This window comes from Rhodoferax sp. GW822-FHT02A01 (assembly GCF_038784515.1).
GTDB lineage: Bacteria > Pseudomonadota > Gammaproteobacteria > Burkholderiales > Burkholderiaceae_C > Allorhodoferax.
The window spans coordinates 2,202,457-2,219,003 of record NZ_CP152376.1; the positions used below are offsets into that span (position 1 = coordinate 2,202,457).

Annotated in this window: 10 protein-coding genes; 5 read left to right on the forward strand and 5 right to left on the reverse strand. The window is 60.8% G+C overall.

Annotated elements, in window-relative coordinates; all coding sequences use genetic code 11:
* The first annotated feature begins 101 nt into the window (after positions 1 to 101).
* From AAGF34_RS10330 to AAGF34_RS10345, 4 genes are all read left to right on the forward strand, one after another.
* Positions 102 to 1,172, forward strand: a complete 1,071-nt coding sequence (locus AAGF34_RS10330) for a PilT/PilU family type 4a pilus ATPase (protein WP_342620513.1) — start codon at positions 102 to 104, stop codon at positions 1,170 to 1,172.
* Positions 1,173 to 1,189: 17 nt separating this feature from the next.
* On the forward strand, positions 1,190 to 3,610 hold the full coding sequence (locus tag AAGF34_RS10335; protein ID WP_342620514.1) for an ATP-binding protein: 2,421 nt from the start codon (positions 1,190 to 1,192) through the stop codon (positions 3,608 to 3,610).
* Between the two features lie 170 nt (positions 3,611 to 3,780).
* Positions 3,781 to 4,212: an Hsp20/alpha crystallin family protein gene (locus tag AAGF34_RS10340; protein WP_342620515.1), complete on the forward strand. Its 432-nt coding sequence runs from the start codon at positions 3,781 to 3,783 to the stop codon at positions 4,210 to 4,212.
* A 19-nt stretch (positions 4,213 to 4,231) separates the two neighbouring features.
* Positions 4,232 to 4,873, forward strand: coding sequence for a hypothetical protein (locus AAGF34_RS10345; protein WP_342620516.1), 642 nt, complete (start codon positions 4,232 to 4,234; stop codon positions 4,871 to 4,873).
* Here AAGF34_RS10345 and AAGF34_RS10350 read toward each other — a convergent pair.
* Positions 4,855 to 6,267, reverse strand: a complete 1,413-nt coding sequence (locus tag AAGF34_RS10350) for a DHA2 family efflux MFS transporter permease subunit (RefSeq protein WP_342620517.1) — start codon at positions 6,265 to 6,267, stop codon at positions 4,855 to 4,857. The two genes, AAGF34_RS10345 and AAGF34_RS10350, sit on opposite strands and share 19 nt — an antisense overlap.
* Positions 6,268 to 6,405: 138 nt before the next feature.
* Here AAGF34_RS10350 and AAGF34_RS10355 point away from each other — a divergent pair, with 138 nt between their 5' ends.
* Entirely contained in the window at positions 6,406 to 8,313 is a 1,908-nt protein-coding gene (locus AAGF34_RS10355; protein ID WP_342620518.1) for an ATPase, T2SS/T4P/T4SS family, read from the forward strand.
* Between the two features lie 33 nt (positions 8,314 to 8,346).
* Here AAGF34_RS10355 and AAGF34_RS10360 read toward each other — a convergent pair whose 3' ends face one another.
* The 4 genes from AAGF34_RS10360 to AAGF34_RS10375 all read right to left on the reverse strand — a co-directional run bounded on the left by AAGF34_RS10360 (position 8,347) and on the right by AAGF34_RS10375 (position 16,522).
* The gene (locus AAGF34_RS10360) at positions 8,347 to 9,687 is read right to left on the reverse strand and encodes an anaerobic C4-dicarboxylate transporter (RefSeq protein ID WP_342620519.1); all 1,341 of its coding nucleotides are present in this window, start codon (positions 9,685 to 9,687) and stop codon (positions 8,347 to 8,349) included.
* A 102-nt stretch (positions 9,688 to 9,789) separates the two neighbouring features.
* On the reverse strand, positions 9,790 to 12,312 hold the full coding sequence (mgtA, locus tag AAGF34_RS10365; protein WP_342620520.1) for a magnesium-translocating P-type ATPase: 2,523 nt from the start codon (positions 12,310 to 12,312) through the stop codon (positions 9,790 to 9,792).
* Positions 12,313 to 12,357: 45 nt separating this feature from the next.
* Positions 12,358 to 14,265: a pyruvate kinase gene (locus AAGF34_RS10370; protein ID WP_342620521.1), complete on the reverse strand. Its 1,908-nt coding sequence runs from the start codon at positions 14,263 to 14,265 to the stop codon at positions 12,358 to 12,360.
* Positions 14,266 to 14,338: 73 nt separating this feature from the next.
* Positions 14,339 to 16,522, reverse strand: coding sequence for an ATP-binding protein (locus AAGF34_RS10375; protein WP_342620522.1), 2,184 nt, complete (start codon positions 16,520 to 16,522; stop codon positions 14,339 to 14,341).
* Between the last annotated feature and the right edge of the window lie 25 nt (positions 16,523 to 16,547).

Below are 16,547 nucleotides of genomic sequence, written 5' to 3' on the forward strand. Positions count from 1 at the left end.
CTCCTTTGCCCCACGTCAAGTTTGCCCTGATTGCCGTTGGTCAAGTCTTGCGCCCACGATTACCATGTAAGCATGGGAAGAGGAAAAACGAAGGAGAGACCATGATGGAAGACTATGACCTGAATGCCCTGCTGCGCGTGGTCGTTGACCGCAAAGCTTCCGACCTCTTCCTGACCACGGGTGCGCCGCCCCAGATCAAGGTGGATGGCCGCGTGCAGGCGCTGCCTGTACCTAAGCTGCTGCCCGGTCAGGTGCAGGCGCTGGCGTACTCGGCCATGGAGCCGCAGACCATTGCGGATTTTGAACGCACGCTGGAATGCAATATTGCCTACGCGCCACAAGGCGTTGGGCGTTTCCGTATCAATGTCTACCGTCAGCGTAGGGAAGTTGGTCTGGTGGCGCGTCTGGTGCAAAGCCATATTCCCGATTTCAATGCCTTGGGACTGCCGGAGATCGTGGGTGAGCTTGCGCTATTGCCGCGCGGACTGGTGCTCATCATCGGTGCGGCTGGCTCCGGCAAGACAACGACATTGGCATCCATGGTGGAATACCGCGCCAACCGACAGAGCGGGCACATCCTGACGGTGGAGGATCCGATTGAATACCTGTTCAACCATGGCGCTTCTACAGTGGACCAGCGCGAAGTGGGTGTGGACACGCACAGCTTTTCCGACGCGCTGCGCAACGCCATGCGTCAGGCGCCCGACATGATCATGATCGGTGAGATCCGCGATCAGGAGACCATGCAACATGCCGTTGCCTATGCGGAAACCGGTCACCTGTGCGTGTCCACCCTGCATGCCAGCAATGCCAGTCAGGCGATCAAACGCATACTCAATTTCTTTCCGGAGTCGGCGCACAAGCAACTGCTGATGGACCTGTCACTCAATCTACAGGCCGTGGTGGCGCAGCGTCTGTTGCCAGGACAGGGAGGCGGCCAGGCACTTGCCACCGAAGTGATGCTGCAGTCCGCCCATGTGGCCTCGCTGATACAGCGTGGCGCGATCGATGAGCTGCGGCTGTCGCTGGAGAAGGCGACCATCGCAGGAACCCATACCTTCGATCAGTCACTGTTTGAACAAGTGCAACGCGGCCGCATTGCCCCCGAAGTGGCGCTGGCCAACGCCGACTCACGTACCGATCTGGGACTGCGCATGCGTCTGCGCCGTTGATTGAAGGACCTAAAACCATGGCTATCCGGAATCTGTTGCGCTCGGAACTGCGTTTGCGCATTCCCGCGGCGGCATTGCACTTTGCAGACACCTCGGAGCTGGTGCTGCAGCCATTACCCTGGATCGGCCAGGACCGGGCGGAGCGGGCCGCACGCTTTGGGTTGGGGCTGGAGCACCCGGGCTACAACCTGTTTGTGCTGGGCGAGGTGGGAAGCGGACGTTCGTCACTGCTTCTGCAAAGCATGCAGGCAGTGGCCGAGACCCGGTCGGTTCCGCCGGACCTGTGCTACCTGCACAACTTCGATATGCCAGAGCATCCGCGTGCCCTGCGCATGCCGCCCGGGCAGGGAAGGCAGTTGCGTCAGCTCATGCAAGCGCTCGCGCGCACGCTACAGACGGAAATACCACTGCGCCTCTCCAGTGAGGATTTCAAGGCCGAGCAGGAGCGCATACGCAATGCCTACAAAGTGGAGGAGTCCAAGGCCTATGCCGAGCTTGACGCCTTTGCCGAGGCCAGGCACTTCACCTTGTTCCGTGAATCGGGGCATCTGGTCTTCACCCTGATTGGCGATAAAGGGCGTGCCCTGACTGAGGCGGAGGCACGTGCCCTGCCCAAGGAGCAGCGCTCCGAAATAGACCAGGCAGAGCAGCAGCTGCGCGAGGAAATCACGCGCTTCATGGAGAAGATGCGGCCGCTGGAGCGTGTCATGAACGAGGCGCTGGCTTCCCTGTGCCGCCAGAGCGTCAAGCCCTTGCTGGACCATGAGCTGCAGGAAATCCGCATCAGCTTGAAGAAGCAGATCAAGGATTCGGTCAAGTTGGGAGCCTATCTGGACCAGGTGCTGCACGATGTGCTGGAGAACGTGCAACTCTTCACGCCCTTGGATGATGAGGAAGCCGAGTTGGCGCGGCGTGAAGCACTGGTGCAGCAGATGGCACGCTATGCCATCAACGTGGTGGTGGACAACGCGGGGCGCACCGGGGCACCGGTCATATCCGAGCAGAACCCGGTGTTCCGCGCTCTGTTCGGCAGTATCGAATACCAGGTGGAAGAAGACGTGCTGATGACCGACTTCTCCCGCATCCGCGCCGGCAGCCTGCTCAAGGCGCATGGCGGCTTTCTCATGCTGCATCTGCGGGACTTGCTGGCCGACGAGCTGGTCTGGGAGAAGCTGCGTCGCTACCTGCGCAGCGGTCGGGTGCAGATCGAAGAGCCCGGCACTGGCGCCATGCCCATGGCGGCCATGTCGCTGGAACCTGAAGCGGTGGATGCTGACGTCAAGATCGTACTGATCGGGTCGGTAGAGCAGTACTACGCCGTGCAGGAAGCGGACCCGGAATTTGCCCGCCACTTTCGTGTCAAGGTGGACTTCGCTGAGAGCTTTCTGGCCAATGACGAAACATGGACGGGCACCGCCGTGTTTGTGGCCCACACTTGCCGCAAATGGGGACTGCCGCACTTCTCGCGCGAGGCCGTTGCGCGGCTGCTGGAGGAGACGCATCGCCAGGTGGATGACCAGACACGCCAAAGCGCCATATTTGACCGTACCGAGACCCTGGTGGTGGAGAGTGCCGCCAGGCGCCGTGCCCGCGCCCAGGGAGAGGGAAGCCTGCTGGTGGACCGTGTGGATGTGGAGCAGGCCCTGGTGGCCCGGCGTCTGCGCCACGACTACCCGGAGCAGCGCCTGCAGCAAGCGATTGCCGAAGGTGATCAACTGATTTCGGTGCAGGGCACGCGCGTGGGCCAGGTCAATGGCCTGACGCAAATCGATCTGGGCGACTGGCGCTTCGGGCTGCCGGTTCGCATATCCGCGCGCACGCACGCGGGCCATGGCGGTGTGCTCAACATCGAGCGCGAGGTATCCATGTCAGGCCCCATTCACGACAAGGGTGTGCTCATTCTGCAAAGCTATCTGACGTCGTTGTTTGCGCACAGGGCGCCACTGGCACTGAGCGCGTCCATCGTGTTCGAGCAGGAATACCAGGGCGTGGAAGGCGACTCCGCTTCGTGTGCCGAGCTGTTTGCATTGCTGTCCTCTCTTTCGGGTGTGGCGCTGCAACAAGGCATTGCGGTGACCGGCGCGCTCAATCAGCACGGCGACGTGCTGCCGGTAGGCGGCATCAACGAGAAGATCGAAGGCTGGTTCCGCGTCTGCGCAAACCAGGGCCTGGATGGTCACCAGGGCGTGCTGATACCGGAACGCAACCTGCGCCACCTCATGCTCGACGACCAGGTGTTGGACGCGGTGGAGCGGGGGCAATTTCACATCCATACCGCCAGCCATGTCTTGGACGGTTTGGCGTTGTTGAGTGGACAGCCCTCCGTGCTGTCAGAAGGCCCCACGGATGGCTTTGCCGAAGGGGGGCTGCTGGAGCGCGCCGAAGCCAACCTGCAGGCCTTCCGTCGTGCCTGCCGCCTGTCGCCGCGCGGCAGATAGGGCGCGCTCGACTTCCTTCTGGGACTCCGTTTCGTGCATATTTGATCCATCTCAATCAAACACCAATCCCGACTTGAGAATTGAATCCTGCGACCTAAATTTGTCAGTGGGGGCCGTGGCCATTGTGGCTACGGCGTCGTAGCAACAAGTTTTTTCAAAGGAGCACAACCATGAGCGCACTCATCAACCGGGGCAATCTGTTCGACGATTTCTTCCGCGATATTGGACCCAGTTACTACGTCAGGCCATTGCATGGAGATCCTTTGCCCTCTCCTGCACAGATCAAGGTGGATATCAAGGAGACTCCGGAGGCATACACCGTTCACGCGGAAGTGCCTGGCGTTGCCAAGGAAGATATCCATGTGGTTCTGGATGGCAACACGGTGACCCTGAGTGCCGAAGTCAAGCAGCAGGACAGCACCACCAAGGACGAAAAAGTGCTGCGTAGCGAGCGGTATTTCGGTGCCGTTTCGCGCAGCTTCCAGTTGCCCGTGGACATTGACCGGGATGCCTCCAAGGCCAAGTTCGAGAACGGCGTTCTGACGCTGACACTGGCCAAGAAGAGGGCTGGCGGCGGCACGCACCGCCTGAGCATCGACTAGTGGCCACGCGTCCCGTCTCATGAATGAAAAAATCCGCCGTCTGCTTGATCAGATGAGCGCGCTGGAGGAAGACCTGCGCCGGGAGGTGCAGGCGCAGGAAGCCAACGCGCTGTACCAGATCAAGGGTCGGCGGATTGAGTTTGAGGAGTCCGTGCGCCAGGCACATCTCAAGCTCAAGACCGGCTTCTTTCATTGGCTGGTGACCTATAGGCCGCAGAACCTGATCACCGGACCCATCATCTACAGCATGATCTTTCCGATGCTGCTGCTGGATGTGTGTGTGAGCTTCTACCAGGCGACCTGTTTTCCCATCTATGGCATCGTCAAGGTACGTCGCAGAGACTACATGGTTTTTGACCGGCAGCAGCTCGGCTATCTGAACTTCATTGAGAGGTTCCATTGCACCTATTGCGCCTATGGCAACGGCCTGATGGCTTATGTAACAGAGATAGTCGGCAGGACCGAAGAGTATTTCTGCCCCATCAAGCATGCGCGCAAGATGCTGGGTGCCCACTCACGCTACGCACGCTTTCTGCGCTATGGCGAAGCGGATGACTATGAGGCCAGACTGGAGCAGTTCCGCGTCGGCCTGGGTGATATCAAGCAAGTGGAGTCCGCAGCTGCGCAAGCGTCTGACACAGGTCACTCACCCGGTTCCTGAGAGCCCTGGCTGACCGCATCGCCATCGTGGGGCTTCAAGGCCCAGAAGGAAAGGGATGAGACGATGGTGACGGCGCCCAGGGTCAGGAATGCGTGGTGCAGTGCGCTGGTCACGGCCAGCCTGTCGGTCTGGGGGATGTCTCCCAGATACCAGCCCGTCACCAGTGAACCGCAGGCCAGTCCGAAGCTCATGGACAGCTGCTGCATGGAGCTGCCCATGGTGCTGGCCATGCTGGAGTCCTTGGCTTCGATATCCGCATAGGCCATGGAGTTCATGCTGGTGAACTGCAGCGAATTGAAGAAGCCTTGCGTAAGGCTCAGGCACACGATGTGCCACAGAGGTGTGGAGGACCCTACCAGGGAAAACAGCGAGACCGTCAGGCCGATCAGCACGGTGTTGACGACCAGGACCTTGCGATAGCCAAAGCGGCCCAGCACGCGGGACGCAACCAGCTTCATGCCCATGGCCGCTGCCGCTGCGGGCATCATCAGCAGACCCGATTCCCACGAGGTAAGTCCAATGCCCACCTGGTAGAGCAGGGGCAGCAGGAAAGGCATGCCGCCCAGGCCCAGGCGCGTGACAAAACCACCCAGTACGGAAATGCGGAAGGTACGCACCTTGAACAGCGTCAGGCGCAACAGTGGAAAGGCGGTCTGGCTGGCGTGAACACCATAGGCCAGCAGCAGACTGACAGCAATCACCAGCAGCACCGTGGCCGAAGTACTGTCGATGCGATGCTCACCAAACACCTCCAGCAACCACGACAGCAAGGCTGTGCCCGAGCTGAACAGCACCAGCCCGACCAGGTCCAGTGGACGCTGCGTGTCGCTGCGGTAATCGGGCATGTAGCGATATATCAGCCACTGCGCCGCCAAGCCGACCGGCACGTTGACGAAGAAGATGTCGCGCCAGGACAGCCAGTGCACGATCACGCCGCCTACGGTCGGGCCCAGCAAGGGGCCGATGAGCGCGGGAATGACGACAAAATTCATGGCCACCAGCAGTTCGGACTTGGCAAAGGTCCGGATGATGGTCAGCCGCCCCACGGGCACCATCATGGATGCGCCAATGCCTTGCAGGATGCGTGCACCCACCAGCATGGGTACGTTGACCGACAGGCCGCAGAGCACCGACGAAAGGGTGAACAGCGCCACGGCCCAGGCAAATACGCGGCGGGTGCCGAACCGGTCTGCCATCCATCCGCTGATGGGAATGCCTACGGCCAGACTCAGGATGTAACTGGCCACCACGCCCTTGAGGCTCAATGGAGTCACGTTCAGGCTTGCGGCCATGGAGGGGACCGCCGTGTTGACGATGGTGGAGTCCAGCTGCTCCATGAATAACGCTGTTGCCACCACCCAGGGTAAGTAGCGTTTGACGGTGGTTTGCTCCATGCTGGAATTGTGTACGAATTTAGAGAAAAATGACGTACGTCATGGAATGTGCGGTTTGAAGGTCCCAGAGGATCATCGCGCTGCATATTGGAGGCATGATGTTTTTGTAAGTTGGGACCTCACCTTATCCATACGAATATGAATGATCACGCCGAACTCCTGCACATCATCACCCCGGCCAATCCCGCAGAGTTGTGGCATACGCTCTCCAACTCCTCGGCAGATGCCCAGCGCTTTGGCCATATCGGCGAAGCCTTGCTGGACGCCAAGCTGATAGACCAGGAGCAATTGGGCAAGACGCTCAGGCAACAGGAGCTGGACCGTTCGCGCGGCATACACAAACCGTTGGGCACCATGCTGGTGGAGGCAGGTTCGGTTTCCAACCAGCAGATCGACCATGCAATCGCATGCTGGCTGGGCACCGGCGTGGTGGATGCCACGCAATTTGATTTCGACCCGCAGGCGATTGCGCTGATCAAATCCAATGTGGCTGAACGTGAATCGGTGGTACCCCTGATGCTGCACGAAGATGTGCTGGTGCTGCTCATGGCCGACCCGCAGGACCGGCGCCTATTGCAGGAACTGCGTTTCATGACGCAAAAGCGCATTTTGAGTCTGTTGCCCGCACCTGGAACGCTGATGCCCGCCATCGCCCGTGCCTATGCCCGCCCAGCCGTTCCTGCTGAGTCTGCAACCTCTGTCAACCGCATGTCTTCCAAGGACCTCGCAAGTGACCTCGCGCTGGATAGCGACCGGGCGACCGAGCAGGCCAACGACGTGGTCAGCGAATCGGACAACACCCTGGTGCGCCTGATCAACTCGTTGATCGAAGAGGCGATTGCGCTCAAGGCATCCGACATCCACATCGAAACCCGCCCGGCACCCGCCAATGTGCGTATCCGCTTGCGCCTGGACGGTGAGCTCAAGCTCCATCTAGAAGTCGAGTCGCGCTACCGCTATGCACTGGTTGCGCGCATCAAGATCATGGCCAACATGGACATCTCCGAGCACCGCAAGCCGCAGGACGGAAAGATCGACTTCTCGCGCTTTGGCGGGACCAAGACGGAATTGCGCGTGGTGACGGTCCCCACGTCCAGCGGACTGGAGGATGTGGTGCTGCGTCTGCTGGCGGGCTCCAAGGCGCTCCCCATCTCGGGGATCGGACTGGGCGAGGCAGACTTGAACAACCTGCGCGAAGTCGTGCGCAAGCCCTATGGCCTGATTCTGGTGTGTGGCCCCACGGGCAGCGGCAAGACCACCACGCTGCATTCGCTCATTGCCGACATCAACACCGAAAGCCGCAAGATATGGACTGCAGAGGACCCCATTGAAATCACGCAGGAAGGTCTGCGTCAGGTGCAGATGAATGCGCGCATCGGCTGGACCTTTGCTGCGGCCATGCGCACGTTCCTGCGCGCCGACCCCGATGTGATCATGATTGGCGAGGTCCGCGATGAAGAGACAGCACGCATCGCGATCGAAGCCTCGCTCACCGGCCACCTCGTGCTGTCGACCTTGCATACCAACTCAGCCTCGGAGAGCATTGCGCGTCTGCTGGAGATCGGGCTGGACCCTTTCAACTTTTCGGACTCGCTGCTGGCGATCCTGGCGCAGCGCCTGGTGCGCAGGCTATGCCGTAAATGCGTGCAGTCACGCCCGGCAACCGATCAGGAGATCCACGATCTGGCGTTTCAATACGTGGAGAGCGTACAGCGCGCTGACGAGAAGAATGTGCAGATGCAGGTGGAGATCTGGAAGGCCGCCTTTGGCAAGCCCGATGGCAAGGGAGGTCGCGTCCTCTACAGCTACCAGAAGTGCGGCTGCGAAGCCTGTGAGGGCCGCGGCTACAAGGGGCGATTGGGCATCTATGAGCTGCTGCTCAACAGCGAGGAGATTCGCCACCATATCCGGCAGCGCGACTCGGCTGGTGATATCCGCTTCACCGCCTTGCGCGGGGGCATGCGCACGCTGCGCCAGGACGGACTGGAAAAAGTGCTGCTGGGTTTAACCGATGTGTCCGAGGTCATGGCCGCCAGCAATCTCTGAGCGCTGCTCTGGAGATTGCCGGCTGCAAAGGCCCTAGACCAGACCGGTAGACGTGGCCAGCAGGAAGCCCACCAGACAGGAGGTGCTCACACCAATCAGGCCGGGTGCAATGAAGCTGTGGTTGATCACGTACTTGCCGATGTGGGTGGTGCCTGAGCGGTCAAACTGGATCGCGGCCAGGTCACTCGGATAGGTAGGAAGGATGTAGTAACCGTAAGACGCTGCGGCAAAGGCCACGATGTAGCCCGGAGGCACTCCGATGGCCAGACCCACAGGCACCATGGCGCTGATGGCTGCGGCTTGCGAGTTCACCAGCTTGGACACCAGCAGCAGGGCAATGGCGTAAGTCCATGGTTGCGTTTTCACCATGTCGGTCAATGCGAGCTTGAGCTGCGGCAGATTGGCTTCAAACACGGTATCTGCCATCCAGGCAATACCAAACACGGCTACCACCGCGACCATGCCGGCGCGAAACACTTCCATCTTGCCAATGGTGCTGGGGTCGGTCTTGGTGAACACGATCATCAAGGCACCGGCCAGCAACATGAACATCTGGATGGTCAGCACCATGTTCAGCGGCTTGCCGCCCACGACGGGGCGCAGCTCCTGGAATGCGCCCAGGAATGCCACCACCACAATCGAACCGATGAAGATCCACATGGCCACCCATTGGTCGCGCGACAGGGTCTTGCCGATCAGCGAAGCCGTGTGGCCGTAGACGAGCTCGCGCTTTTCCGGGTCGGCAATGCGTTGTTGGAACTCAGGGTCGTCCTTGAGCTCTTTGCCGCGGAACCAGCTGAAGATGCCAATCATCAGCACACCTGCCAGTGTGGATGGGATGGTGATGGCCAGCACCTGGATGAAGTCGATCACATGGCCGTTGACTGGCACCTTGGCCAGAAAGGCCACCAGCGACACCACGGCAACGGATACCGGGCTGGCCAGGATGCCCATCTGGCTCGCAATGGATGAGGCGGCCATGGGCCGCTCCGGACGGATGTCGTTCTTGATGGCGATGTCATAGATGATGGGCAGCATGGTGTAGACCACATGCCCGGTGCCGCACAGCATGGTCAGAGCACAGGTGGTGAACGGTGCCAGGATGGACACGTATTTGGGGTTGCGCCGCAGCAGCTTTTCAGCGCCCAGCAGCATCACTTCCAACCCACCGGACGCCTGCAAGGTGGCCGATGCAGCCACCACCGCGATGATGGTCAGCATCACATCCACTGGTGGTTTTCCAGGTGTGAGGTTGAAGGCAAAGGTGAGTAGAACAATGCCGATACCGCCGAGCAAACCCAGTGCGATACCGCCTTTTCTGGCGCCGTAGAAAAGGCAAACTAAGATGATGGCGACCTGAAGCAAAACACTCATGACAGACTCCCAATAAGCAAGTCTTCACTGTATGCCTCGCAGGTTTTTTTGCCTGTTTTGACCACATCAATCATTGATGTGGGTCAAACTAGCAATACGCTTTCAGCGGGATTGGCGGTGGTAGAACCAGCGCTTGCCCGCCTCCACCATCAACAGGTATGCCAGCAACAGCGCGGCCAGCAGGGCGAAGAATTCGCCCGGCAGCGGTGTGAAGCCCAGATACACCGCCAATGGCGAGAAGGGCAGCGCCATGGCGGTGAGTACCACGCCCAGGGACGAGAGCACCAGCCAGCGGTTGGGATGGCTGCGCAGCGGATTGCGCCGCGTGCGGATCACAAAGATCACCAACACCTGTGTGGCAATCGACTCCACAAACCAGCCGGTGCGAAACAGCGACTCATGGGCGTTGAACAGCTTGATCAGCAGGTAGAAGGTGAGGAAGTCGAACAGCGAACTCACTGGCCCTATGGTCAGCATGAAGTTGCGGATGAAGCGCATGTCCCAGCGCTTGGGCGCGGCCAGGTCTTCGGCGTCCACATCGTCCAGCGGCAGTGCAATCTCGGACACGTCGTAGAGCAGGTTGTTGAGCAGGATCTGCAGCGGCAGCATGGGCAGGAAGGGCAGGAACAGCGTGGCCGCCGCCATGCTGAACATGTTGCCGAAGTTGGAGCTGGTGGCCATCATGATGTACTTCATCACATTGCCGAAGGTGCGCCGCCCTTCCAGAATGCCCTGGTGCAGCACCATCAGGTCCTTCTCCAGCAGGATCATGGCGGCAGCCTGCTTGGCTACATCCACTGCCTCGTCCACCGAGATGCCAACGTCGGCGGTATGCAGTGATGGTGCATCGTTGATGCCGTCGCCCAGATAGCCCACCACATGGCCGCGCGCCTTGAGCGCCAGGATGACACGGTTCTTCTGCGATGGGTTGACGCGGCAGAACAGGTTGACGTCATCCACACGCGCACGCAGTGCGTCGTCGTTCATGACGGCGATCTCGGTGCCGGTCAGCACACCTTGGATTTCCAGGTTCAGCTCGGTGCACACATGGCGGGTCACACGCTCGTTGTCTCCGGTGACGATCTTCACCGCTACACCGCTTTCGGTCATGGCCTTGAGTGCCAGACCGGCGCTTACCTTGGGTGGGTCGAGAAACGCGGTGAAGCCGGCAAATACCAGTTCACTTTCGTCCGACACCACCGCATGCGCCATCTCCAGCGGCACGTCCCGCCAGGCAATGCCCAGCACCCGGAAGCCTTCTTCGCCCAGGCTGTCGAACAGCTTGTGGATGCGGTCGTGGACGGCATCGTCCAGGGGAACCGGTTGGCCGTTGTCGTCCAGCACGTGGGTACACAAGGTGATGACGTCTTCCGGTGCGCCCTTGACCACCAGGCGACGGGCCAGGGGATGGTTGGCGTCCGAGGTGCTTTGCAGCAACACGGATACGCGGCGGCGCTCGAAGTCAAAGGGCACCTCGTCGATCTTGGTCCAACGGCTGACGTCGATATCACCGTGCGCCAGGATGGCATCGTCCAGCGGACTCTTGAGTCCGCTCTCGAAGAAGCTGTTCTGGTAGGCCAGCTCCAGCACCTGGTCGCTGCTCTTGCCTTGTGTATCCAGATAACGCTCCAGCCGGATGCGTGCTTCGGTCAGGGTGCCGGTCTTGTCGGTGCACAGCACGTCCATGGCGCCCATGTCCTGTATGGCAGACGGGCGCTTGACGATGACCTTGAGCGCAGCCATGCGCAAGGCCCCTTTGGTCAGGGTGACCGACACCACCATGGGCAGCAGCTCGGGTGTGAGGCCCACGGCCAGTGCCACCGCAAACAGAAAGGACTCCAGCAGCGGTCGATGCAAGGCCACGTTCACCAGCAGCGTCACCAGCACCATGAGCAGGGTGAAGCGCATGATCATGGTGCCGAACTGCCGCGTACCCAGCTCAAACGCCGTGGGTGGTGCGGTCTTGTTCAGGTCCACCGCAATCTGTCCCAGCGCCGTGGTGCTGCCGGTGCGCCCTATGAGCGCCTGTGCTGAACCGCTGACCACGGTACTGCCCAGGTAGATGCGATCCGCTGCGTCCAGCTCCCAGGTGTCCCCAGGTGTGGTGGGCGCGCTGGCTTGCGGGGCCGTCTTTTCCACCGGATAGGGTTCACCGGTCAGTTGCGCCTGGTTCACGAAAAAGTCGTTGGCCTGCAGCAGGCGCGCATCCGCCGGTATCAGATCGCCCGCGGACAGGTGCACCACGTCGCCTGGTACCAGATCACCCACCGGGATCTGCTGCGTCTTGCCATCGCGCAGAGCCATGGCCGTCACAGCGACCTTCATGGCCAGGCTGGCTGCGGCCTTGCCGGCGCGGTGTGCCTGCACGAAATCCAGCGTGACACTCATCACCACGATGAGGCCGATGATCAATGCGCCGCTGACGTCGCCCGTCACGCCGGTCAGCACGCTGGCGGCCAGCAGGATCAACACCAGCGGATTGCGGAAGTTCAGCAGAAACTGCCAGATCAGTGCCAGCTGCTTGGCGTCTTGCAGCCGGTTAGCCCCGTACTGTTGCAAACGCTGCTGGGCTTCGGAGGTGGTGAGGCCGACCTCGGCGGACTGCGGTGCGTTCAGGGGTGCCATGCTTGCATCATAGGCACGGATATCCAGGCAGCACAACCCGCATACTCAAAGATAGTCTTGCTTCTCCCAGGCGCGCAGCGCTCTGAGCAGGGACTTCTTCTTGACCTGATGCCCAGCCATCCTGCGCAAGATGTCGTCCAGCGTACGGATGGCATCCACGATGAACGGTCCCTTGTTGAGCATCACGCATTCGGCACGCTCGCCCATGCTGGCATCCGATATTTCCGCACGCGAGGGCATGCCGGTCTTGCCCAACGTCTCCAGCACCTGCGTGGCCCAGATCACCGGCATGTGCGCGGCCTCGGAGCAGCTCAGGATTTCCTCCTGGATCTCGGCCATGCGCTCGAAGCCGCATTCCACCGCCAGGTCGCCGCGCGCAATCATCACGCCAGCAGATGGCGCGGCCATGGCCGCCAGCATCAGGGCTGGCAGGTTTTCGAAGCCGCGCAAGGTCTCGATCTTGAGCACCACGCCCACGTCATCACGCTGCAGATCGTGCAGGGCCTTGAGCAGGTGGTGGATGTCCTTGGCTTCTTGAACAAAGGACAAACCGACCAGGTCGGCAATCTCGGCCACGGTCTGCAGGTCCTGCAAGTCCTTGTCGGTGAGTGCGGGCAGGGTGAGTTGGCTGTCCGGAAAGTTGATGCCCTTGTCGGCCATCAGGTTCTCGCCGGTATCGCGCGCCTGAACGATTTCCACCTCCATGAATTCGGGTGTGACCTTGCGGATCATCCCGCCGATGTGACCGTCGTCAAACCAGATGCGCTCGCCGGCTTGCACCTGTTCAAACACCAGTGGCATGGTGCAGGAGATGTGGGCCACTGCGACGGGTCCTTGCGGGTCGTCCGTGCCGACCATGGCGCCCTCGGCGGTGTCATTGGTCAGCCGCAGGATGTCGCCGCGGTGCAGGCGCAGCGCAACGGAGCGGGGCGCAATGCCGCGCGGATAGGCGGTGAACTCCTTGTGGCCATGCTTGCCCTTGACGCTCAGAGCCACGTCCGGGCTCAGGTAGTAGGTTTCCAGGCATTCCGCCACCACGCCATCGGGTGTGCACTCCACCACCCGCAGGCGGCGCTTCTTGTCACGTGCGTCGGTGAAGTTGATGGGCATGCCTTCTGCCAATCGCTCAAACCAGTCGGCATCCACCACCACAGCCGCATCACAGCGCGCGCCCATGACGGAGACCTCGGTAGGGGCTATCCACAATCTGGAGGCCGCCAACACGAGGCCATAGTCGTCCCGCTGCGGCTTGAGCTTGACGACCATGGGGCCTGGTTTCAAGGGGCCGGTGCGCACCTTGGGTCCGCCCAGATCCATCAGGATGCGCACTTCGCGCTGCGCGTCCTGGGCGGCGCGACGCACCAGGTTGGCCATGGCCTTCCAGGCCTGGGCATCGTCATGCGCGCAGTTGATGCGCGCCACGTCCATGCCAGCTTCGACCAGATTGCGCACCATGCTGAAATCGGAGGCTGCTTCGGATGACAGGGTCACCATGATGCGCACGCCGCGCCCGGACGTGGCCGGACCCAGCAGCAGATCGGTGTGGCTTTGCAGCAGATGGCGACCGGTCAGGCTGCCAGCCGGTTCATCCTTGGAATGGTCCTGCCAGGGTTGCCCGGTCAGCCGGTGCAGGATGCCAAGCACCTTGTCCAGATTTGCCATCACATGGGATTCGGAGTGGCTCAGCGACGACACGCCCAGCCAGGTCAGGCTGTTCTGCAGCGTGCGCAAGTCCTTGGAGCGCAGTGCCAGGTAGTGCACCAGATTCAGCGCGCTGTTGCGATACGGTGGCGCCACGCCTTTGAGCGCACGGGCAAAACGATGTTCTGCCTCCTGCATGGACTTGCGCAACTCCCACAGTTGCTCGATGAGGGACAGGCAGGTTGCCTTGTCCCAAGGGTCGGCATCACTGCCAGTGGCGGGCTGGGTGGAAGCGGCGGGTTGGTGTTTCATATGCACCGGTATAGACCCGCCATGCTACAGCTATGTGACAGTCGTCGCGCCAGGCGACTTGCAAAGGATGGCCTTACGCGATGAAGCGCGCCAGGATTTCTGACAGACCTTCCTTGTTGAAAGGCTTGGTCAGGAAGTCGTTCATGCCAGCGTCAAAGCAGGCATCCTTGTCCGACTGCATGGCGTTGGCGGTGAGCGCCACGATGGGCGTGTGCGCATTGGGCCCGGCGCCAGCGCGTATGGCCCGTGTGGCTTCAAAGCCGTTCATGACCGGCATCTGAACATCCATGAATATCAGCGCATAGGGCCGTTGGGCGGCGGCCTCAACGGCTTCCTGCCCGTCCTTTGCCAGATCGATCTGGAAACCCAGGCGCTCAAGCAGCACGCTGGCAAGCTTCTGGTTGATGGGGTGGTCCTCGACCAGCAGGATGCGGGTGTCAGCGCCTGCAGTGTCGTCCTGATGTGTCTGGGCAGGCGTTGCTTCCAGTCCCCCGGGGGCGGTTTCTGCATAGTTCGCTGCATGCACACCGGCTAGCGCCCCAGTGTCAAAGGTGTGGGTGGAATCCATAGGCGCAGGCTTCTCGACGGCCTTGGCCAGAGGCAATTCAAACCAGAACAGACTGCCTTGCCCCAGTTGGCTTTGAACGCCTATGCGTCCATGCATGCCCTCCACCAGCTTCTTGCAGATCACCAGTCCCAGACCGGTGCCGCCGAACTTGCGGGAGGTGGAAGTGTCTGCCTGGACGAAGCTGGTAAACAGCTTGCCCATGACCTCATCCGAAATGCCCACACCTGTGTCCTGTACCTCGAAGCGCAGGCCTTCGGGCACAGTCTGGACACGCAGGTGGACTGCACCCTGGCGGGTGAACTTGACAGCATTGCCCACCAGATTGAACAGAACCTGGCGGATGCGCAGGCTGTCACCCACGTAATCGCAATCCGGTCCGGTGGGCAATTCCACATGGAAGCCTATGCCCTTGTCCTGTGCCCGCATGGCAAGAATGGAGGTTACCGAATTCACCAGCACGCCCATGGAAAATGCGTGGGATTCGAATTCCATGTGTCCGGCCTCGATCTTGGAGAGGTCCAGGATGTCGTTGACCAGTGCCAGCAGGGCCTCGCCAGAGTGTGCGATGTTGCGCGCATAGGACTTCTGTTCGGGGGTGAGTCCGCTGTCCAGCAGCAGATCGGCCATGCCAAGCACGCCATTCATGGGTGTGCGGATTTCGTGGGACATGTTGGCCAGGAATTGGCTCTTGGCGGCGTTGGCTTCTTCGGCCTGGATCCTGGCCGTCTCCAGGTCCTGCTGCAGCCTTTGTGCGGCAAGCAATGAACGCAGCAGCAAGTGGAACAGGAAGATGCTCAGCACACTGACCAGGGTTGCCGTCCACAGCACGATTTTGCGGTTGGTCACATAGGGGGCGAGGACTTCCTGCAGGCTTTCGCCCACGACAAAATTGAGCCCGTATTCCTCGTCGCGGAAGAAGCCATACAGGCGCTCGATTCCGTCGGTAAGCGCCAGCCTGCGAAAGCTGCCGGACAGGGGCGCATCGGGCTGCAGGTAGGGAGACTCCTTCACGATCAGGCCCAGGCTGGACTCGCTGGATGGAAACCGGGACATGATTTCGCCGGTGTCGCGTACCAGGGCAACCGAGCCGCTCTGGTGCACACCCAGCGTCTGCGAGAAATCGGCAAACAGATCCGGACTGATGGATACCACCAGGACGCCGTTGAAGGCGCCGTCATTGAAGATGGGGCGGGTGAACTGGATGGACCATTTGCCCGAAACTTTCCCCTTCACCGGCTTGCTGATGAAGAGGTGATCCAGGTTGGGGGACTGCTGATGGACACGAAAATGCTCGCGTGTGCTCAGATCGGTCCGCTCGCTCGGTGGTGCCAGGTTGGAAAAGGCCAGAAAGCCGTCCTTGTCAATCACGGCGATCTGGAACGATATGTCCTGGATATTTTCCTGGCGCTGCTTCACCAAGGCGCCAAAGGACTTCCAGTCCCCCGTCCAATGGGTGCGCATGTCCAGCAGAATCTCGTTGACGCGCTTGATGGTGGAGCGTGTGCTTTCGGCAAACACGCGGGCTTGCACCATGGTTCTGACCTCTGCCTCATGCAGGTAACTCGCCCGACTGCGCTCCAGCTCGAAATAGGCTACCGACCAGATGATGGTCAGACACAGCAGAACCACCAGTCCAACCCGGAATTTCAACGCTCGGGAATCTGGACGAAATACGGCTTGGGGTCTCATGGTCGAGACTCTACTATGGAAGCCC